Origin of the sequence: Pseudoalteromonas aurantia (genome assembly GCF_005886875.1) — a bacterium.
Lineage (GTDB): Bacteria > Pseudomonadota > Gammaproteobacteria > Enterobacterales > Alteromonadaceae > Pseudoalteromonas > Pseudoalteromonas aurantia_A.
Genome location: NZ_PNBY01000008.1, coordinates 52,477 through 73,506 on the forward strand (window position 1 = coordinate 52,477; position 21,030 = coordinate 73,506).

The 21,030-nt window shown below is 39.8% G+C and carries 16 protein-coding genes and 1 pseudogene; 6 read left to right on the forward strand and 11 right to left on the reverse strand.

From position 1 onward, the window contains the following. Positions 1–59: 59 nt before the first annotated feature. The gene (locus tag CWC18_RS01100) at positions 60–941 is read left to right on the forward strand and encodes a hypothetical protein (protein ID WP_138674523.1); all 882 of its coding nucleotides are present in this window, start codon (positions 60–62) and stop codon (positions 939–941) included. Further along, the gene (locus CWC18_RS01105) at positions 938–2,782 is read left to right on the forward strand and encodes a GGDEF domain-containing protein (RefSeq protein WP_138674524.1); all 1,845 of its coding nucleotides are present in this window, start codon (positions 938–940) and stop codon (positions 2,780–2,782) included. Before CWC18_RS01100 ends, CWC18_RS01105 begins: the two co-directional genes overlap by 4 nt. Positions 2,783–2,850: 68 nt before the next feature. Here the strand turns inward: CWC18_RS01105 and CWC18_RS01110 are convergent, their stop codons facing one another. Together CWC18_RS01110 and CWC18_RS01115 are read right to left on the reverse strand one after the other, a co-directional pair. Then, a complete protein-coding gene (locus CWC18_RS01110) occupies positions 2,851–4,056 on the reverse strand; it encodes an ABC transporter permease (RefSeq protein WP_138674525.1) in 1,206 nt (401 codons plus the stop codon). 9 nt (positions 4,057–4,065) lie between these two features. Next, positions 4,066–5,409, reverse strand: coding sequence for an ABC transporter permease (locus CWC18_RS01115; protein WP_138674526.1), 1,344 nt, complete (start codon positions 5,407–5,409; stop codon positions 4,066–4,068). Positions 5,410–5,669: 260 nt separating this feature from the next. Between CWC18_RS01115 and hrpB the strand changes: the two genes are divergently transcribed. Next, positions 5,670–8,096 carry an ATP-dependent helicase HrpB gene (gene hrpB, locus CWC18_RS01120; RefSeq protein ID WP_138674527.1) on the forward strand — a complete coding sequence of 809 codons (2,427 nt, stop codon included), beginning with the start codon at positions 5,670–5,672 and terminating at the stop codon, positions 8,094–8,096. Positions 8,097–8,623: 527 nt separating this feature from the next. Here hrpB and CWC18_RS01125 read toward each other — a convergent pair. The 5 genes from CWC18_RS01125 to CWC18_RS01145 form a co-directional block, all read right to left on the reverse strand. Continuing rightward, on the reverse strand, positions 8,624–9,562 hold the full coding sequence (locus tag CWC18_RS01125) for a LysR family transcriptional regulator (RefSeq protein ID WP_138591785.1): 939 nt from the start codon (positions 9,560–9,562) through the stop codon (positions 8,624–8,626). Next, complete coding sequence (gene aceK, locus CWC18_RS01130; RefSeq protein WP_138674528.1) at positions 9,549–11,297, reverse strand: bifunctional isocitrate dehydrogenase kinase/phosphatase; 1,749 nt, start codon at positions 11,295–11,297, stop codon at positions 9,549–9,551. Before aceK ends, CWC18_RS01125 begins: the two co-directional genes overlap by 14 nt. A gap of 75 nt (positions 11,298–11,372) precedes the next feature. Then, positions 11,373–11,846 (reverse strand): DUF4124 domain-containing protein, encoded by a 474-nt coding sequence (locus CWC18_RS01135; RefSeq protein ID WP_119859782.1) that lies wholly within the window; start codon positions 11,844–11,846, stop codon positions 11,373–11,375. Positions 11,847–11,907: 61 nt separating this feature from the next. Further along, positions 11,908–13,404: a DUF3413 domain-containing protein gene (locus CWC18_RS01140; RefSeq protein ID WP_138674529.1), complete on the reverse strand. Its 1,497-nt coding sequence runs from the start codon at positions 13,402–13,404 to the stop codon at positions 11,908–11,910. Positions 13,405–13,408: 4 nt separating this feature from the next. Continuing rightward, positions 13,409–13,621: a DUF1414 domain-containing protein gene (locus tag CWC18_RS01145; protein ID WP_119859780.1), complete on the reverse strand. Its 213-nt coding sequence runs from the start codon at positions 13,619–13,621 to the stop codon at positions 13,409–13,411. A gap of 65 nt (positions 13,622–13,686) precedes the next feature. Here CWC18_RS01145 and yejK point away from each other — a divergent pair, with 65 nt between their 5' ends. After that, complete coding sequence (gene yejK, locus CWC18_RS01150; RefSeq protein ID WP_138591789.1) at positions 13,687–14,700, forward strand: nucleoid-associated protein YejK; 1,014 nt, start codon at positions 13,687–13,689, stop codon at positions 14,698–14,700. A gap of 70 nt (positions 14,701–14,770) precedes the next feature. On the opposite strand, the gene CWC18_RS01155 is transcribed toward yejK, so the two are convergent. The 3 genes from CWC18_RS01155 to CWC18_RS01165 are packed head-to-tail and all read right to left on the reverse strand — an operon-like array spanning position 14,771 to position 18,076. Further along, entirely contained in the window at positions 14,771–15,754 is a 984-nt protein-coding gene (locus CWC18_RS01155; RefSeq protein WP_138674530.1) for an LPP20 family lipoprotein, read from the reverse strand. After that, positions 15,744–16,358, reverse strand: coding sequence for a penicillin-binding protein activator LpoB (locus tag CWC18_RS01160; protein ID WP_138674531.1), 615 nt, complete (start codon positions 16,356–16,358; stop codon positions 15,744–15,746). Before CWC18_RS01160 ends, CWC18_RS01155 begins: the two co-directional genes overlap by 11 nt. A gap of 5 nt (positions 16,359–16,363) precedes the next feature. Then, the gene (locus CWC18_RS01165; protein ID WP_138674532.1) at positions 16,364–18,076 is read right to left on the reverse strand and encodes a hypothetical protein; all 1,713 of its coding nucleotides are present in this window, start codon (positions 18,074–18,076) and stop codon (positions 16,364–16,366) included. 184 nt (positions 18,077–18,260) lie between these two features. On the opposite strand from CWC18_RS01165, the gene CWC18_RS01170 reads away from it, so the two are divergent. Further along, positions 18,261–18,839, forward strand: coding sequence for an LPP20 family lipoprotein (locus CWC18_RS01170; RefSeq protein ID WP_138591792.1), 579 nt, complete (start codon positions 18,261–18,263; stop codon positions 18,837–18,839). 83 nt (positions 18,840–18,922) lie between these two features. Beyond that, entirely contained in the window at positions 18,923–20,287 is a 1,365-nt protein-coding gene (locus CWC18_RS01175) for a transglycosylase SLT domain-containing protein (protein WP_138674533.1), read from the forward strand. A 374-nt stretch (positions 20,288–20,661) separates the two neighbouring features. Here the strand turns inward: CWC18_RS01175 and CWC18_RS01180 are convergent. Continuing rightward, positions 20,662–21,030 (reverse strand): annotated as a pseudogene (locus tag CWC18_RS01180) (ribonuclease E); the annotation flags it as partial.

Here is a 21,030-nt window from a genome sequence, read left to right on the forward strand (position 1 = left end):
TTGTATAATAAAATAAAATAGAATGAAGTTTTTATTTTCTTTGATTGTTGGAACTTTGAATGAAATGGTGCTGGTTGTTTTTATTTTTATCTAGCTTTACTTATGCAAGATCACCGCTCGTGATTGACATTATTAGCAGTGAAAATTTTAGCCAGCGATATAAAGAGTTTTTGGCGGGGCGTTCAGTTTTAGAGGTTGATGACTTTCACCCATCAACCAAAGGGTCTCATATTGAGATCATAGAAATGGTGCTTTTACAGCAAGCCCTGTTTTTAGGCGGTGAGCATCGACCCGTTGTATTTAATCCTAAGCCATCCGTTAACGTTATTGAGTTCTCTGACCTAATTGCTGGAGACAGTTTGGTACTAGCGCGTTCAACATGGCATGAAGACTTGCTCGATTATAAAGGTTCCCTCTACATAACAGAGCCTTTGGTTGAGTATGGAGAATATGAAGCAGGGTTTTATGTAACCAAACGCAATGTTGCTTTACATGACATGCCAGCAGAGCGCCTGAATCAATTAACCGTTGTTGCTAACCCTCGATGGAAAGTGGACTGGCGAGCACTGAATAATACCGATATTAATGTGGTGAGCTTTATCGGCCCTTGGGAAACCATGCTGGAGATGGTTGAAACCAATGTGGTTGATGCCATGCTAATTAATTTTAGTGTGAGTGAATCTTTAGTATTGAACTTTGAAGGGCGAGAGTATGTTCCCATCAATGAATTAAAGCTCTTGCTACCAGATTCACGACATTTTGTTGTTAGCAAACGCCACCCTGAAGGTGAGCAAGTGTTTAATGCACTTAATACCGGGTTGGCTATTTTAAAACAGCGAGGGATACTGAAAAAAGCGCTGATTGAATCGGGGTTCATTAATGGGCGAGTGAAAGATTGGCATATGGTTAATGAGTCAATGCTGATGCGAGCTCTGCCATGAGCTGGCTAAGAATTGTTTGGTATTACTGCCTGATCTTATTTTCGTATGAGATCTATGGTGACGAAGATACTTTGGTCCAAAAGCAAACAATAAGTATGGCATTTGAACAACTCAAGTATCGTATGGAAAGCAAACATGAACTCAGTGTGTTACCCCAGCTGAGAGTGATCCGTAATCAAGCTAAGCACTATGCACAACGTACTATTGAAATTCAAACAATCTTAATTGAAGCGAGTATCAGACAACATTTTGGCGACTATAAACATAGCTTGTCGATGCATTACCAAGCGTTAGAACTTGCTGAGCAAGTTGGTAAGCCACGTATTATGGTAGAAACATTATTGGCAATTATTGACTTAGAACTTGATTTAGAACGCTATGACCATGCACAAAGATATGTAAATCAAGCGACACAAATAGCGCAGGCGCTTAATCAAGACGATGAACTTTTGGTACATGTGAAGCTTTGGCGGGCCAAGATCTATCTTGAGAAAGGCAGCTTCAGGCAGGCTTTATATGAGTTAGAGCTGGGCCAAAAGCTTGCTAAAAATAATAGCCCTCTCTCCGCTCGACTGCTGTTAATTGAGGCGCAAGTTGTCTTACGGCTTGGTAATTATTTGGTTAGTCGCACCTTACTCAACGAATTTTCATTAAAGTATATGTCATCAGCAAATGATAAGGGTAAGTTAGATTATCAACTTGCTTTAGCGGAAAGTGCCTTACAAGCCGGTGAGTTTTCTGAGGCGATTGAATTAGCTATGAAAGGACTTGAGCAAACTTTTCATACACGTTATTTAGAAGAGCAAGCATCTTTACAACGGTTATTGGCCAGCGCTTATGCCCAGCTTAGTGATTATCAGCAAGCGCATTTATATTTGAAGCGGTATTCGTTAACAGAAAGAGCGCTTGACCAGCAAAAACGTAATAACAAAGTTTTGCAACTGGAGGCGCAATATGCTTTAGCGCACCAGCAGCAGCAGGTGAGCTTATTAGAAAAAGACAACGCCATTCAAGCTCAGCAGATAGTGCAACATGAGCAAACGTTAGAAAATACAAAGCTCACGCAGCAACGTTGGCTACTGATTGGTTTGTTGTGTTTAGCTGCGGTACTGTTTATTTATTGGCGTTGGCAAAGCCGCCGTTACACGTCAAAGTTAGAGATGCAAGTGGCTGAACGCACTGCCGAGCTAAAAGAAAGAAATAAACGCCTACAAACCCTGAGCTTTACTGACAGTTTAACGGGGTTGAGTAATCGTCATTACTTTTTTAGCACCATAGACAGTCAAATCAATGCCTTGCCAGAAAAGCACGACATGATCTTTTGTATTGTTGATATTGACCACTTTAAAAAAATTAACGACACCTATGGTCATGCCGCAGGAGATCTCGTGCTGCAGAGTTTCGCTGACATTCTCAAGCAGTGTACTCGAAATAGTGATTTGCTTGTGAGGTGGGGCGGTGAGGAATTTTTGTTGGTAATGCCCGATATGTCTAGGCGTGATGCACAGGAAGCTGTAGAGCGGATCCGTCAACAGGTTGAGTGTTTTCCATTTATTGTGAATGGCCAAACGGTGCAATGTACTTGTTCAATTGGGTTTGCACCTTATCCTTTGACACCAGACTTACAAGAGCAAGTGTCGTGGGAGCAAGTATTAGAATTGGCCGATGGCGGTCTATATTTGGCAAAAGAAGTGCATAGAAATACATGGATTGGACTCGATTCCGTGCGTCAACCTAGTGCATTTGATGTGGAGTACACATTAAAACATTACAAAGAACAAGTGCGTCAGGGTAACATTGTTGTTAGTAGTAGTTATGTCGGTGCTGAAATACCCGCTTAAGCATTACTCGTTCAGGCTTGAACGAGTAATGTAATCGAAGGGGAAGACACCGGTTTATGTTTTATCTATTAACCGCCTCGGGTGACAATCGCAGGTGATACGCGACTTGCTTGTAAAATTGGGTGTAAGGTTGCTATTTGACTCAGCAATATCATAGTACATGCACCAAACGCGATATAGCTCATGGGTACCACGATTAATTTAAATTCTTCGATCAAATAGATGTTTGTCACTATAGTGAGTAAGCCACCAAAGATTGCCCCCAGGGTGGCTAGAGTGGATGTTTCTAGCATGTAATACTGTAGTATGTGTGATTTACTTGCACCTAGTGCGCGTTGCGTACCTATTTGTTTGTGTCGAGTAACAATTCCAAAGCGTACTTGTGCGAATATTCCCAGTGCAGTGACGATGATAAGCAGTGAGATAACACAATATAATATATGGACAATCGCGGTATCGTTAGTATGACTCTTTGTCCTATGTGCTTGTAGTGTTTTGAACTTATCAATCCAGCGATTTGGTGTTTGTAATAGCAATTTACTTACCTCTTCCATAGCCTTATCACGAACGCCATCATGTGCTCGCACAATGATATTAGGCTCTGCACTTTTTAATGTACTCGCAGCCATAATATGCTTATCAAAGTTTCGCCATGAAGGCCACGTACCTGGGATAATATCTGCAATACCAACAATGGTGTCTGGTGAACCATCGACATAAAGGGTTTTACCTAATGCTTGTCGCCAGTCATCTGGAAATAGGGCTGTGGCGAGGGCTTTTGAGATCACCACTTTAACACCGGTAGGGTCGGTGTTATCGTAAATGGTAATATCTGTGGGCTTGAACCATTCACCGGCAATAAGTGTGATCCCTAATGTATCTGCACCATGATAACTACTGAGGTAATATCCTGCGCTGCCCATACTATTATCACTCCCTTCTACCAAACCATAAGATACATGGGCGCCAATTTCGGAGTAAGGAACGGCATTAAATTGTGATGCATTATATACAGTGTCTAAGTCACGAATTGCTTGTACATTTTGCTCTATTCGGTTGAGCACATCATTATCTGGTCCTTGAATGTTTGTGGTGAAGCTGAAGATATTATGTGTGTCTACACCACTTGGTTTATCAATCTTTCCTTGCTTTTGTATGAGAATAAAAGTGGCATTAATTAAGATTGTGAGTGTGATTGCAATTTGTAATATTAAAAGTAAGGTCGTCGTTTTTCTTTTAAAAAGTGACTTTATTATTAGGCTAAATGATTTCATAAAGTGACCTCACATACTTTTTAGCTGACTAGATGGCTGAACTTTAGTGGCTTTATAAATAGGCCATAAGCTAAATATAGAGCATGACACAATAGCCAAAATCAAAGCCATGATTGCCAGTGGTAGGTTCATCTCCATCACTTGTTGAGGTAGAAAAGTTAAGACATTTTGTGCGGCTAGTAACCCCAGCTTGGTGAGGAGCAGACCAATAAACCCACCAATAATACTGATCAATAGCGTTTCACAGCCAAATTGGTAAGCAATGTTTTGTCGACTGGCTCCAACTGCTCTGCGCAATCCTACTTCTGCCCGCTTATTGTAGAACTTATTTAGCATTAGACTCATACAATTCAATAGACAAACCACTAAGAACGAAAACGCCAGCCACACAGCCAATTTTGTATCTTCAGGGATCATTCTTTCTCTGGTTAAATAATCTTCTATATTCAGAGTGTAACTTGCAAGATCTCTCTCAAAGCGACCAGCCTGCTTTTGTTGCGCATCATAGTTGTTTAGAAAATTATTATATTGAGGTAAATCGGTGGCAGAATTCAGCTCAATCCAAAAGTGCAGCCACACACAGTTTGAAGCTAAAAAAGTCGAGAAAGACTGATCAGTTGGATAATTGACGCAATAGTATCGAGTATCTGACTTAGCAAACAGCCCATGTTGAATTTGACTCTTGAATGGGATCATTATATTTCTTGGGTTTACAAAGCTTTCTGTTCTGACGTAGTAAAATTTTGGAGTTGGGAGCCAGTTATCTGTGACGCCAGATATTGTCAATATGAGGTTTCCCATCATTATCTGCTTACCAACGGAGTTTTCACTATTAAATAACTGTTCATTGAGTTCACTGCTGATCACGGCGACGAGTTCTCCTTTTTCATCAGCCTGTTTAGACCAAGCAGTACCAAAAAGAAAAGGGACATCAAACATTGGGAAAAAGTCGTGGTTTACGGTCAACATAGATCGCAGTCTGGCGTCTGTGATAGGTTGATGTATTGCTCTTATTTGGTCTCGATAAGTGCCAATGATAGATTGATATTTTATTAGTGGGCTGGTTTTATGTGCAGAAAAAAGGTTTTTAGCATCTTGGTAGGTCATCATTGATGGCGCATCTTCTTTACCATCAAGCTCCCGATAAGGTTGCTCAGAGCCCCAGCTACTTAGGTGAATGAGCTGCACAGTATTGTGCTTATTTGGTATAGGGTGTTGGGTCATCATATAGTTTATGGTGTAAGTGACCATAGATGCCGCAATGCCTACTGCGATTATTAACACCATAAGCAAGCTTAAAACAGACGTTTTTCTAATACTGGTCCACGCTAACTTTAAATAATATTGAAACATAACCTACCGGGCTCGCCTATACTTCAGGTGAATAATTGTGCTAAATATATAATATAGATGTAATATATTATTTATTTCACTATTTGAGTTTATTACTTAACTCAATAATAAATACTCTTTTTTAATTGCCTTGGCAACCTTTTGCTTACCTATTTTTAACTTTTATTGCTTGTTCAATCATTCATTGTGATATTAAAAAGGTGCAAATACCGACTTTTAACATGTTAATATAGATAAATATTATCCTGCTAGGCTTTGCTTTGTTACCAATAGAATCAATTTATCCTTCGCTTATTTCTGAGTTGTACTGTCAGAGTAAAGTACTGTTACAAGCCCCTCCAGGTGCCGGTAAGTCAACTTGGTTACCTTTGAGTTTAATAAGAGATGGGCATTTTAAGCGGATCATAATGCTTGAACCTCGGCGCCTTGCCGCAAGAAATATCGCGCAGTTTTTAGCTAAACAGCAACAGGAACCTGTTGGTCAAAGTATTGGGCTTCGTATTAGGAATGATGTGAAAGTGTCTAACCATACGAAGTTAGAAATAGTCACAGAGGGGGTGTTGACGAGGTTAATTCAGACAGATCCTGAGCTAACGGGTGTTGATTTAATTATATTTGATGAATTTCATGAACGTTCTTTGGCTGCAGATACCGCATTGGCTTTGGCCCTTGAAACGCAAATGGCGCTCAGAGAAGACCTAAAAATATTGGTTATGTCAGCGACACTCGACGCTCAGCGTTACCAGCAGTTTTTAGGGGGGCCGGTTGTGAGTTGTGAGGGGCGCAGCTTTCCTATTGATACTGTGTATGAGCCTTTGCATGATGAATCAAAATGGGTAGATGCGATTGCAGGTTTAGTCGTTAAAGCGTTACAAGAGCAACATGGCAGCGCACTGGTTTTTTTACCCGGACAGCGAGAAATTCATAGAGTAGCCCAAATGTTATCGGTGTATAAATTGTCCGATACTGAAATAGTCACTTTGTTTGGTGATCAAGATAAACAAACTCAGCAAGCGGCTATTGCCCCTGCAAAAGAGGGCTTGAGAAAGGTCGTCTTGACTACCAATGTGGCTGAGACATCGTTAACGATTGAAGGGATTCGGATTGTTGTCGATAGTGGAAAACGCCGGGCTGCACAATTTAATCTTAAAACCGGTGTGACAGAATTATCGACAGTGTCGATATCGAGATCATCAGCGGTTCAACGAGCCGGGCGAGCGGGAAGAATTGAGCCTGGCGTTGTATATCGACTGGGTTCTCATGAACAATTTGAACGGCGTGATGGTCATGATATACCAGAGATACTCAGTTCAGATATCGCTAGCTTATTGCTTGAAGCGAAAGTATGGGGCACGGAGCTCATTGAGTTGCCATTAATTGATCAACCAAGTCATGGTCAAATACAGCAAGCGACTCAGTTGTTAGAAATGCTCGAAATACTTGATAAAGATGGCAAGCTAACTCCTCTAGGTAACAAGGTTCATAGTTTTGGTACAGAGCCGCGTTTGGCACACATGTTGATCAAAGCTCAAACTTTAGAGGCTAAGTTATCTGGGATCACAACACTGGCATGCTACTTCATTGCATTGCTTGAAAGTAGGGTAACAAGTAGTCCTGAGTTAAGGGTTGCTTTGCTAAATCAGTTTGAGCGGCCACATCACACATTTACGGCACAATTGAATCAATGGTTAAAACGTTTGAAGCTGGCAAAGCCTCTTACACTTTCTACAGAGCATTTAAGTATCATCGTTGCGCTAGCCTTTCCAGATAGGCTGGCGAAACGGCGAGGTCAAGGGTTTATACTGGCAAATGGTGCAGGCGTGAACAGTCATGATAGTCATTGGTTAAGTGATGATTACATCGCTATCGCGGTGCTTGGGGGGCATAAAGGCCAGCGTATATTCAGTGCGACTGATTTATCAATAAAGCAGTTAAATGACGTGTTACCTTATTTGTTTACCCACTATAGTGTTTGTGAATTTGATGATAAAAAAGGGCGTTTTGTACACGAAGATCGCACCGCAATTGGCGATTTAATCATTGGTGCCGTGCCAAGCTCGAAAGAGATTGATATAACAATGAGAACTCAAGCTTGGTTAGCGTTAATTGAAAAACATGGTTTTGTGCTATTCGCGCAATATGATGATGTAAAACCTTTCCTTAATCGTTTGTCGTTAGCGTCACGTTTTTATCCGTCGGAGTTTAACAATTTAGATGAGTTGGCTTTATTTAAAGAAATAAATAAATGGCTTGCTCCATTCTTACATGATGTTAAACAGCTGACACAGTTAAAAAAATTAGACTTGAAATCGGCAATAATAAGTTGTTTAGATTGGCAGCAGCAACAGTTATTAGAACAAATACTACCAAGAAGAATTCAGGTTCCAAGTGGTTCTAATGTAAAAATTACTTATCAACTCGAAGGACCGGCTAAAGTGTCGGTTCGTATGCAAGAAGTATATGGGTTAACTGAAACTCCTAAATTATGTCGAGGCCAGCTGCCGTTATTGATGGAGCTATTGTCACCGGCAAGCAGGCCATTACAGCTAACACAAGATTTGGCGCATTTTTGGAAAAATAGTTATAAAGAAGTGCAAAAGGAAATGAAAGGCCGATATCCAAAGCATTTTTGGCCGGATGATCCCGCCACATCACCAGCGACCAATAAAGTTAAAAGTCGAATGTAGAGAGGGGTATTCTTCGAGCTTATGTCGAGTTTTTAGAGTTTTAGTGAGTCGTAATGTAAAAGTGAGTATTTATAGAGCTGGCACAACAGACACAGTTTAAGCAAGAAAACACCAATATTCAGATATTGACTAGTCAAGAAATCGAATGTGTTTAGGTTTTTCCATGGCGCTATTAGCGCATGTTTTTTGAGCTTTCTATTTTTAGTCATCTTTATAATTATTAGCCATACTTGGTATATCCGCTTTGAGGAGCAAAAGATGAAGCTAATCTTTGGTGATGACTATATACTTAATAATGCTAAGTAAGATTATGGTTATAAAGCTTATTTTTTAAATTAATATGAATTGCTAGGCTAACATACTACTGATTTCCATAATGTATGTGGCCTTATTGTTTCTAATAAGATCTCATTATGATCGGGCGTTAGAGTTTTTAGGAACAAAAACCAAAATACATGTTATTTATACGTTAGTTCTTTAATGGTGGTGGGAAGACACTACCATTAAAGAGCTATTGTTTTTGAGTATTATTTCAGCGCGTCAGCGACCTCTGCAATTTTTTGCCTTAACCAAATGTGACTTGCGTCTCTGTGTAAAAGTGGGCTCCAGATCATATCTAATTCAAACGGTGGGATCGGAAAGGGCGGCTCTAAAATACTTAAACCAGGGTCATCTTGGTAAATATTTGCAGCTTTAGAAGGTAATGTCGCAACTAAATTTTGTTCTTTCGCTAAGTGAATTGCTACGTGGTAATTTCTCGTGAACGTTGCGATATTTCTGTGTTTACCGAAATGAGCGAGGGCTTCATCTACCCAACCAAGTTTTTGTACGTCTTCAGGGTCCATGCCGACACCAACACCAAAGCCTGTTTTACTCACCCATATGTGGCGTGCTTTGAGGTATGCGTCGAGGCTAAACTGTTCAATTATGGGGTTATCGGATTTTACTAAGCAGCAAAAACTGTCTTTCCAAATGCGTTTATGATGGAATGATTGCGGTAAATTTTCAAAGCGGTTGATCGCCATATCAACTTTGCCATTCTCTACATCGTGAAATGTCACGTCACTTGGCGTTAAAATATCTAATGTTGTTTCAGGGGCTTCTGCGTGTAATTTACTCAGTAATTTGGGCGCCAAAGTACTTGCTGCATAGTCACTGGCCATAATACGAAATACGCGTTTACTTTGGCTTGCTTCAAACTCTCGATTAGGCGCTAATGTTTCTTCTAGCGTCATTAAGATCCCGCGAACAACGGGTTGTAGTTCTAACGCTCTTTCAGTCGGTACCATCCCTTCACTGGTTCGGACTAAAATAGGATCGTTAAATAGGTTACGCAGGCGTTTTAAGCCGTTACTCATTGCCGGCTGTGTAATGCTCAGTTGATTTGCGGCGCGGGTAACATTACATTCTCGCAGCAGCGTATCTAAATATACCAACAAGTTGAGGTCTATTTTACTTATGTTCACGGCTTTCCTTTATTATTGTTTTGTCTAAATATTTGAATCGCTGCTGTTGTGGGTACGGATAAATGTGTTTAACCACTTTATTGGTCACGTCCTTTTGCGCTTGTAACCAATAATTGACGTCCAGCAGATCAGGGTGCGCGTTCTTAAACACCGTCTTGAGTTTAGGGTTTGTGAGTACAAATGTATATAGTTGCTCAGGAAATACATCTTGTGGTGCAATCGATTGCTGATCTGTACCTGAATAGAGATCCTCAAGAGACGGCTTTTTCATGCGTCGAAAATTCATATCGGTTAGGTATTGTACTTCATCGTAATCATAAAAAACGATGCGCATGTGTTTGGTAACACCAAAGTTTTTTAATAGCATGTCACCGGGAAAGATATTGGCATGTAGCATTTCTTTAAGGGCATGACCATAGTCGATTATGGCATGCTCTAGTTGGGCGTCATTGGCATTCTCTAAATACAAATTTAGCGGGGTCATACGCCGTTCAATATATAAATGTTTAATCGTGACAACGTCATCTTCTATTTGCATACTGCCCGATATAGTCTGCATTAAGGTGGTTAGCAATGCAGGCTCAATACGTCCTTTGGGAATGACAACATTGGAATATTCTATTGTATCGGCCATACGGCCCACCCTGTCATGATTTTTTACGAGTTGGTATCGCTGTACTACGGTCTCTCTACCAAAGGGCTTACTTTCCGAGAAGGTATCTTTGATAACTTTGAATACATAAGGGAAGTTAGGGAGAGTAAATACCATCATCACCATGCCCAGTGTACCGGGAGCAATCGTGAATTTGTCTTGAGTGGTATCAAGGTGGTCTAGAAACTCGCGATAAAATTCGGTTTTACCTTGTTTGTGAAAGCCGATGGCGTTGTATAGTTCAGCGGGTGTTTTACTGGGCATTAATTGGTTTAAAAAACGCATCATGGCAGAAGGTGCGTGTGTTTCAACTAAGAAATAAGCACGTGCGAAACCAAAAATAACACGCATCTGCGATGAGCTTGTAAGTAGGGCGTCTATGTATAAGCCCCCTTTATGATGATGAAGTACAGCGATAATAAACGGTTGTACACCGCTGGTGGAAACAACTCGGCCCACAATGTATGCTGCTTTATTACGATAAAATGGCGCTTCAAGCATATCAAAACGCATCATATGGCCATGATGATGCGTATCGGGTGCTTGCTTAATAAATGCTTTGACTAGGTTACGGATATCTTGCTCGAGATCTCGAAATTGGCATTTAAAATCAATATGCTCGACAATATCGGCAATGGTAGGGATGAGCCCCTCCACAACAGGGAAGTAACTGCGATATTCTGCCTCAACAGGCAGAGCAGGTGCATTTTTGAGTGTTGTTTGAACAAAAATAAACGCATTATTAAAGTATCGACGATGAAATAGCCTACAAAACACGGAATTATAAAAAGTTTCTGCAAGTTCGGCTTGTGGATGAAAGGTCAATAAGTCGAGGTAGTGCCGTTTGATATCTAGCCATAAACTTTCATGGAGCGTTGAGCACGTTACTGTCATTTTTAACTGAGTAATGGTTTCTTCAACGCGTTGGTCATAATGATCAATTCGCATTGAGCTTATTTTTTGCATCTTATCCCAATGTTGTTGGGCAAATGCTTCAGGTACTTCTTTGGTGATAGATTGAAATAGTCGATAATGTTTTGTAAAACCGGCTAATATCAGCTTAGATATTGCAAACGCATCCATAAAAGCTTACCAAGTGGTCTGACTTGTTGTTAGGTTAACATGCTTTACTGGCTCTTTGTCAAAGACCTTGATAAATCATTCATAGCGTTTTAGCTTTTTTTCTATCCTAGCTATTTGCTTCGTGACCACCTTAACTTCTTTTTTATGCTTTCTATTAATCGACTTAAGCTGCTTTTTGATATCTTTTACGGTTTCCTTACGCTTTTTATCATCCATAACATGACGGATCCTCTCTTGTTGATCGCGTGTAGCACGATCTCTATCTCTATTTAAAATAGCGACCTCATGTCGCTTGGCACGCAATGACTTTTTGAGATTACGTACGAGCTGCTTTTTTTCAAGCTGATTGAGGGTTTTATAGTGTTGCTCTGAGGGAATGGCAACATCTGGATCTGAATGTGAAAGAGTATGTTGTGTTGCGTTTTGACCGCATGGGAATTGACTGTAAGTTGATCCTCTTTCGTTTACGCACTTATAGTAATTAACGACTGATTTGGCATCGAGTAAAGTGCTAAATAACAATGAAAATGCAATAATTATCTTAATCATGGTGCGTCCTTCGGCTATCTCCTTAATATTAAGATAGCCGATTAGAGCTTATTGGCAAGTGTTATTTGTTTGAGGTATTGACGGAAAACTTTTTAAGCGTTTTGATACTTTGAATTAAGAAGGGAACATCTAGCTTTTGCTTGATAGCAAACCCTTCGGCACCAGAAATATGTTCATAACTTCCATCTCTTTTCACAAGTGTGATGCGATCTTTTTTAAGCGCGACGAGCACACCTTGGGTAAAGTTTACGCCCTCACTCCTACTATGCGTTAAGTTACGTGCAATCATGGTCGCCTCAGCAAGCTTCGCGCAGCTAAAATGCTCAGCGAGCAATGTGTAGGTGATATCTTGTAACTGCTTAAACCCCATAATATTTTGTAGCGTAGGTATATTGGTATAATAGGTGTTGCTTATCACCACATCGCTTTTTGGCTCAGCCAATGAAAATATGAAATAGTACCGTTGTTTGTCATACGTAATATTGTTAGTTGACCCATTAATGACAGAGATAAGCGGCGGCTCATTGTTGGCATTAACGTTTTCGCTATTTTTGTCAGGCTCTTGTAGCGCCAAAATATGGTTATTTGGATCCCATGAAGGGTGTGGATTATTCGCGGTTTGATAGTATGCTGGTAACCCAAAAGCAAGGTTAAAAAGAGCATCTTGATGGTCTGATGGTTGGATCAGCTGGGGCACGGCTGTTAACTCAGGCTTATCCTGTATAAAATCTTCTAACGCCAATGTGTCAACAAAGTAAAGGACAGTAACAGCTTGATTAGATGACCTACAACTAGGCAAAGAATGCGGCAATTGGTACTGATTTTGCGTGTTATCCAAATGAATTTCAGTCGCTTGTTGATAATGTTCAATGTCTAATAAATCATGACGCGCAAGTAACTTTTTCGCCGTGGTTGGGTATGACAATGGAAGGACATTATCTTGCTTGGTGATGTCAAAGTATGCATTTGCATCAGCCCAAATATGAATACTATGGCTCATTGCAAAGCAAGAAACCAATAGTCCCGTTGCATAGCGGGGGAATTTGAAACACTTAAGCTTATCTAGGTGGCGCCAAGCATGATTCCCAGCAATAAGCTCCAGTGCAAAAATGAGCAGCACAAACCCGATACTTAAAATAGAGGTAATTACCGGAGAGCCTACAATGGTTTTCCACAGGGCGGTGATAATATCTGGTAGTGAAGAGAAGTTTAAGTGGTAGCCTAGCTGAAAATAAACGAATGCGTCTAAGCTTAGTACGCAAATGCCAGCTGTGGCAATGATAGCAGCCATACCACGAATATGCCGAGGGTAGGGGAATATCATACTTAAAGGAAAAATAGTGAGAACAAATGCACTAAACGTAATGAAACTTGTGTGACTAACCCAAGTTATCATCATGTAAAACCAACCGAGTAAAGAGGTTGGACTTTTGTCGGCAAATAGGTAGCTGCTGCTGATCAATAATACCAGCCCAATGTTCGCAAAAGTAAACCAGTGGCCCCAACTGAGTAACTGGCTAGCTTTTGATGAAAAAGGGCTGTGAGGGGATAAATTCATTCAGTTATTTTACCGATTGCTCTAGTGCTTTTGCAAAGTTCGCTGTAACCGCCTGTCTTTTTCCTTCAGGCACATGCTCTTTTATAATATGCGTGATAGAATTTCCTAAACACATTAGGCTTAAATCAACTGTCGCATTTTGTTGAGTTAAGACGTTTAGTAGTTGGTCAACAATGTCTTCAACTTGCTTGTTGGAGTATTTTGATTGGATAGGCATCAGTAAGTTCAATATTAAAGAGTTATAATTTATTTATTTTAACACTAGAGGCGTGAAAAACAAAGATGAGCATTGAGGTGAATAAGCTTGTTGTACATTATGTAGACAAGCAAGATGAAGATACACAAATTCATTTACGCAATGATGAGATGCAGGTTAATGATCGTGTAAATGTATTTATCGAACAGCTACATCACGCTTATAACGGAAAGCCTGGGAAAGGGTACTGCGCATTTAGTGGTGATAAGAACAGCCAAGTATCAGCAGCGATGCAAAGTTATCGTAATGATGAGCTTGGTTTTTGGCATATGACAGAACAGGCCACGGAAGTACTCAAAGAAGAATTAAATAAATACGCATTTAATGAAACTGGCTATTTGGTTTTTTGCCATTATCAATATGTGGCAACTGATTATATATTAATCGCCTTGATAAATATTAAAGACCATTATTCTATTACGTCAGATCTTGATTTATCTTCTTCTAGGCATTTGGATATTTCTCGTATGCAATTAGCAGCCAAGATTGATTTATCGGCTTGGGATACCCAACCTGATGATGCCCGTTATATTTCATTTATAAAAGGCCGGGCTGGCCGTAAAGTAGCTGATTTCTTTTTAGACTTTTTAGGCTGCGAAGAGGGGATAGACCCTAAGCAACAATCTCAGGTGATGCTTGAAGCGGTTGAAGATTACTTAAGCGAACAACAATTCGATAAGCAAGAAAAAGACACACTTCGAAAGGAGGTGTTTGATTATTGTAATGACTGTGTTGCCTCTGGTGAAGACGCTAATATAGAAACTTTATCAGAGACATTATCGAAGTCAGGCGACACACAATTTGATGATTTCTATAAAGATCAGGATTACGCACTAGAGGAGTCATTTCCGGTAGATAAGAAAACAGTCACCAGCATGGTTAAGTTTTCAGGGTTAGGCGGTGGTGTAAGTATTGGTTTTGAGCGTAAACATTTGGGAGAACGAGTCACATATAATGCAGCAACAGATACTTTAACCATTAAGGGGATCCCACCCAATTTGAAAGATCAACTGCAGCGACACTATGAAGACAGTGAGTAATTAAGCTTATAAATAGGCGGGTATGAAGGTCTGAATTTATACACATAAGACCGTTTATACCCGGCTAATATTACGAGTGTCCAGATACAATAAATTTAGCAAGTTGGTTAGATAACTTGTCAGCTAGCTTACTCATTGCGTTACTTTTCGCGGTTTCTTGGTACGATGATGCCGCTTTTACTTTACTGTTAAAGTGGGCTTTTTCCTCACCATTTTCACTAACAACCATATAGCTCTCTGCTATAGAGTAGTATGTACCTGATTTGTATATTTCTTGCCACTCTACTCTGAAACTTAAATCAAAATCTGCATTGCTAGGTTTTATGACTATCCCGTTGCTGGTAAGTGCACTAGATAGTAAATCATGTACTTTTGCATGCTTCAAATGATCTGATACAACAGTGAAGCTCAAGCCATTTAAAATACCTTCGCTGGTTTCTAATTTCGTGTTGACCGCTTCAGAGGGGGTTACATTTGGACTTTGTAACATCTGCAAGTAGGTATTTAACTTGTGACGTTTTGCCGCTAATGTCTTTACTTTAATGGCTTTGTGCAAAAGCTCTGATTTGCTTGCTCCTTGTAACTTAAATTGACTAATTTGCGTATCTAAAGCGTTGATATTTAGTTCAGTTTGCATAATTGCTTCAGTTCTATTGAATGTGGCTAATGCATAAGCAACCTCATTTTTTTGGAACTCTTGCTCTATTTTAACGCCTTGCAATTGGATGGTGGGTACATTGGAATTAATTAATTCTTCAACGTGAAATTGCATTGAGTTTGTTGTCGCAGATTGTTTTACAGTCGTAGAGCCGGTAATTGAAATATTGAGTTGTTTTGCTAATTCCAATCGTGCACTTTCTTGAGCCGCTAATTGTGCCTGACGCAAATCTCCACTACTTTTTGCTGAGCCAACACCATATACCATATAATCAGATCTTGGCGTTTCAGTGATCCATAGAGGCTGTGTTGTTGAAGAAGACTGTTCATTGGTACTTTGACAGCCGCTCAATAAAGTGAGGCTGATGCATAATGCAATACTTGTTTTAGAAGCCATAGCTTGAACGCTCTTGCACTTTCTGAATTTTCTTCTGTCCATTCCACACCTCGCGGTTAGTTGTCATATCGATTAAGCGCAGATCTACTTGGTAAAAAGTTACACGACTTCCGCCTTGCTCGTCTACAAATGAATTGATTGTGCCCGACAGTGCATAATCGGCACCTTGCTCTTGGCCCATCTCATTTTGCGTTTCTAAGCTGGCATTGAGCTCTTGGTCTTTTCTTTCATTTCTTATTTCACCACGTAGGTCTGCGCTGGCAACGAAGTCGGCTTGCCGAGAGCGTAATATTGAGCGTTTTAAGTCATTCAAGAAGGTGTCTACGGCAATATGTTGATGAGATTTGTTACGTACAGATTGAATGATAATCGCTGGGCGTGTTCCTTCTTTAGCAAGGTGATCTCTTACCCATGGAAAGCTTAACATGTCATTGATCATTGCTTCAGAAACCAGCTGAGAATCTTTTCCATTCCATTTATCTGACAGCGCAACTTCCTGGTTAGCATCAACACGACGTACTTCAGTTGTTTTACAACCGGTCAATACCAATGAGCATGCAATAAGAATAGGGGTTAGTTTAATTATATTAGAAGGCTTTTTCATACTATTTAGTCCAAATTAAAAATTGATGATGACGTAGAAGACTTTGATTGCGGTGGTGCATCGATAAACGTTCGTGTTTGCCACAGTGACATTTGCCCACTTACATTGACTTGTTCCGTCTGATTAATAACACGTCCTGAATTAAGCTGTGTTTTGATGATGATGTTATGTTCACCTGTTGGCAGAGGGATTTGAGCTACTCTGATCTGAGCCGGGAGTGACTGCCATTGTCGGGTATCGGCAGCTGCTGTAATAGCATTAACTGCTGAGGTCGCAAATTTTGCGAGGCTGCCAAATACTTCATGCTGTTGTAAACCCGTTTTCTGCATGAGCTTTTGAGCGCCGATTGCTTTTACTATTTCTCTTGTTAAAGCAAGTTGGATTTCAGTATTCGCGTTTTTTAGTGCGTTTTGCACTGTTAGCAGTTCAATCGAGTGAAAAGGGTATAATTGAGAGTGTTTTTGACCATTGACCCAGATTTCTGTACTTTTTATTCTTTCTTTTGGTGGGGCTAAGTAGGTTACCGAGATCCGAGCGCCGTATTGCAAAGCATCAATGAGTCCCACTTTTTTAGCGTTGTCCCAAAGACCGCCGAGAGGCAAGCGCTTGGTTACAAACCCAAGTGCAACATCTGAACCATCACCCATTGTATAGTTTTGGAGCATATCGAAAATACTGGTATCCGCAAATAGCATTTGAAACCACTGAATTTGTGCTTGGCGTTCAGCGTGGGTACCAAATGGGATAGGAGTCATAACCAGTGCTTTGGAATCATGATCCGCGGTTAATACTAAATTAAACTGTTTGCGTTGAGGAGCCACGCCGATATTTTGTATAACGGTCAGTTGACTTAAATGGTTTTGCTGTTGCGGATCCATTTTGCCTTTTAGGCGTTCTAATTCTATTTCGTAGCCACCACTTTTAGTCATTACACGCGCTAGGTTATTATAAGCTTGCTTGGTTGTATCTGGCGGCAGTTGATATTGCTTGGCAAACCCATTTTCATAGGCTGATGCGGCTCTTTGGTACTGCAGTCTCGCGCTGTCTAATTCGCCATTTTGTTCATGAATAACACCACTGAGGAAATGAGCAAATGCGTCATCTCGATAGTCAATACTTGAGAGTAATACTTTAGGTGCCAAAATAGGCTTTAAAATTGCGTAAATTTGATTGGTGAGCTTGTCATTTACAGAAGGGTTATAGCCTCCAGTTTCGTCTGTTAAGGCTTCTAAATAAAGGTTGAGTTGTCGCATTTCAACCAATGCAGAATCTTGCAGTCCCGTTCTATTTTCTGGTTGAGCTATGGCGAGTGCATTGTAATTAAGTGCTTTCATTACGTGCAATAGTGGACGGTAATATTTCTGTCCATGAAACGTTGTATAAGTTGGACCACTAAATTGTGATAGCGCGGTTTCAGATAAACTCACCGTATAAAATGATTCCAATAAATCTTTTGCATGCGTTAGGTGCTTGTTGCTTTGTTGATAGTCTTTTTCTAACTGGAAATAAGTAGCTAGCTCTAGGTGGTAAAGTAATCTATTTTTACCTTGGCTACTGTAATGACGTTTAATTGCTGTTCGTGCAGATACTAGCTCTCCTTTTTGAGCTAAGTTAATTGCATTGTTTTTTTCAAAATGCGTTACGTTGCAAGCACTTAAACATGTTAAAGTAACAAGCATTAGTAAAGGTTTTAAAACGTGTGTAGTGATAGAATTCAAAGATGCGTCCTTTGCACTCAATTTCAAATTGAGGACATATTACAATAACTCCTACAAAGTAGATAAAAATAATTGATATGAAAAGATAATTTTTGTTAAAAAACGTTCATACACTTTATTACTGTTAATACTAATTAGTTTTGCTAGATTAAATATAAACCACTCAAGGCTTAAAGGAACCAAAATGAAATTGAAACCAATCTTAACGACATTGATTATTGCAGGGACATTGTCTGCGTGTAGCGCAACTAAAGACAATTCAGCAGCTGGCTCGAGTGTCAATATTCCTGAGTGGGTGCTTAACCCAGTTGTAGAAAATGGAATTGCAGCTGCAGATTGCATCAAGTATTCAGGTAACATTTCTATTGATCAAAAAATGGCTGTTGCAAATGCACGTCTTGCGCTTGCGCAGCAAATTGAAACTCGTATTGAAGGCTTAGATAAAACATTTGCAAATAGAACCGATGTTAATGATGAATCAAGCGTTGGCACAACGTTTAGCTCAGTATCAAAGCAGCTAACGAAGCAAACGTTGAATGGTTCTCGCATTGTTAAAGCTGATGTTGTAGAAATTGGTGGTAAGGATTACTTTTGCGCATTGACGACATTATCACCAGAATTAACAAAAACTTTGTTTAAGGATTTAATCAAAGAAACAAAGCCTAAGATCAATGCAAAAGACGAACAGTTCTTATATCAGGAATTTAAAGCGTTTAAAGCTGAGCAAGACTTAGACAAAGAAATAGCTAAATTAACCAACTAGCACTTGATACTTCGCGTAATGACTACTGTTGCGCGATATTCTAAATTTCGCTTTATCTAAAGTGATCAACTGAGGACGACATAGTGAAAAAACTAATCGCATTTGTTGTCTCAGCTCATCTATTACCGATTTCTTTATACGCAAGTCAAGTACAACTCGATGCTGAATTAGAACAAGCTATGGCAAGTTGGAAAGCCAGTCAGCAAACAGTACAAGACAAGGATGAGTTTGAACAATTTAAAACACAGCATTTTGAACAATATGACAAATATGTTGAAGCACATTTCGCTGAATTTGATGCATACAGAGATAATTTAATATTAGAATGGGGGGATGCTCAAATTTCGTCCCGCAGTCAATATGTACATTATGCAAAAGATAATAACGCAAGACTTATGGTTGATTTTGAGCAAGATCAGTTAGTGGTTAGTGTTAAGCACAGTAGCAAGCAAGATGTTTCTAAAGCGCAAGCACAACAAGCATTTAAAAACTTTTTACAAGAAAATAGTGCATTATTAACTGAGTTCTTTCAGCACCACTCAATCAAGGACCAGCAAGAAGCAATAACAAAAGCGCAGTCGTATGTTGTTGATAATGCAAAACGGGCCACAGCACTGATAACAGCAAAAGCGCAGATTAAATCGCAAACGTTGCAACAGCAGCAAGTAATTGATAAGCAATTTGATACCGTATTAGCTGATAACGATGATAATACTGCTACATCTAATGTAATAGATGATCAACAAGATGAAGAGGCAGCTGCGCAGCTAAAGGCAAAAAAGCAAGTAATTGAAGCGTTGCAAGTTAAGCGGATCAAAAAGCTTAAAGAAAGTATTAAAGATTTACCCAAAAAGAGCACTGACACAGTGGTAACAGAGTTTGTGATCACATTGCCTAAAAATACATTGGCTCAAAAACGTGCCAGCGGATATGTAAAACAAATTCAAGCACAAAGTGAGCGCTTTTCAATAGACAATAGTTTGGTATTGGCTGTTATGCATACCGAAAGCCATTTTAACCCACTTGCTAAATCACCTATTCCGGCATATGGCTTAATGCAAGTTGTGCCGACCAGTGCAGGAGTTGATGTTAATCGGTTTCTATATGATATTGATGAGCCTATGTCAGGGCCATATTTATACGTCACAGATAATAATATTGAAGCAGGCACTGCCTATTTACATTTATTGAACGAACGTTATTTGCGCCATATAGAAGATCCGTTAAACAGAAAATACTGCACAATAGCTGCTTACAACACCGGTGCAGGTAATGTTGCAAGGGTATTTAATAGTGATGGTTCACGTAATATTAAAAAGGCCAGTAGGGTGATAAACTCTATGTCACCAGAGCTTGTGCTTAAGACATTACAAAGTCGCTTACCTTATGATGAAACAAAGCGTTACTTAGATAAAGTCTTATCAAAAGAAGCACTCTACATACAGTAACTCTACTTTAAAACATCAATGTAAGCCAACTATGTATTCATAGTTGGCTGTTCTATCTGACATCCGACCTTCATCATTTTTCAAATATATATTGTACATGCAGGTATCTTATAGCTTGATAGTACAGCTATAATCTCGTGCTGTTGGACATAAAAAGCATGAGTGATGTTAGAGCTGCTCTGAGTGACGATGCATGCAAAAATGAAAGTACATTTACCTTATTGTATTACTAACAAGTGCGTTTGAGTAGGTACGACTTTTGATGTCTATGTTGCAAAACTTAATTCAACGGATACGTTAACCGCTCTAGTACGGGGAAATGTATTAAAAAAGGCCGCAATTGCGGCCTTTTTAAGTCAAATACCAATCTATATTTAGTCGGTTAGTGGCGGAGAAGCCATCTCTGCGCTAGCTCTACCCATTGGTGCTTTAGAACCAGCAGAAAGACCTGAGTTCGCGACTAATTCACGTGCTTCATGTGGCATAGCTGATGGCGTTATTTCTAACGCTCCATCCTCAACACTACTGGCCTTTTTCATCGGTGCAAAGGCTGTTCTATTGTAACGTACACGTGATGTGACAGTAGATGTTGCAGCTAAAGGTGTTTTAACCTCTGGTGATTCAACCACTGGGGTTTCAACCACTGGTGTTTCCACAGCCGGTGATTCAACAGCTGGTGTTTCAACTACAGGTGTTTCAACCACTGGTGTTTCAACTACAGGCGTTTCAACAGCTGGTGTTTC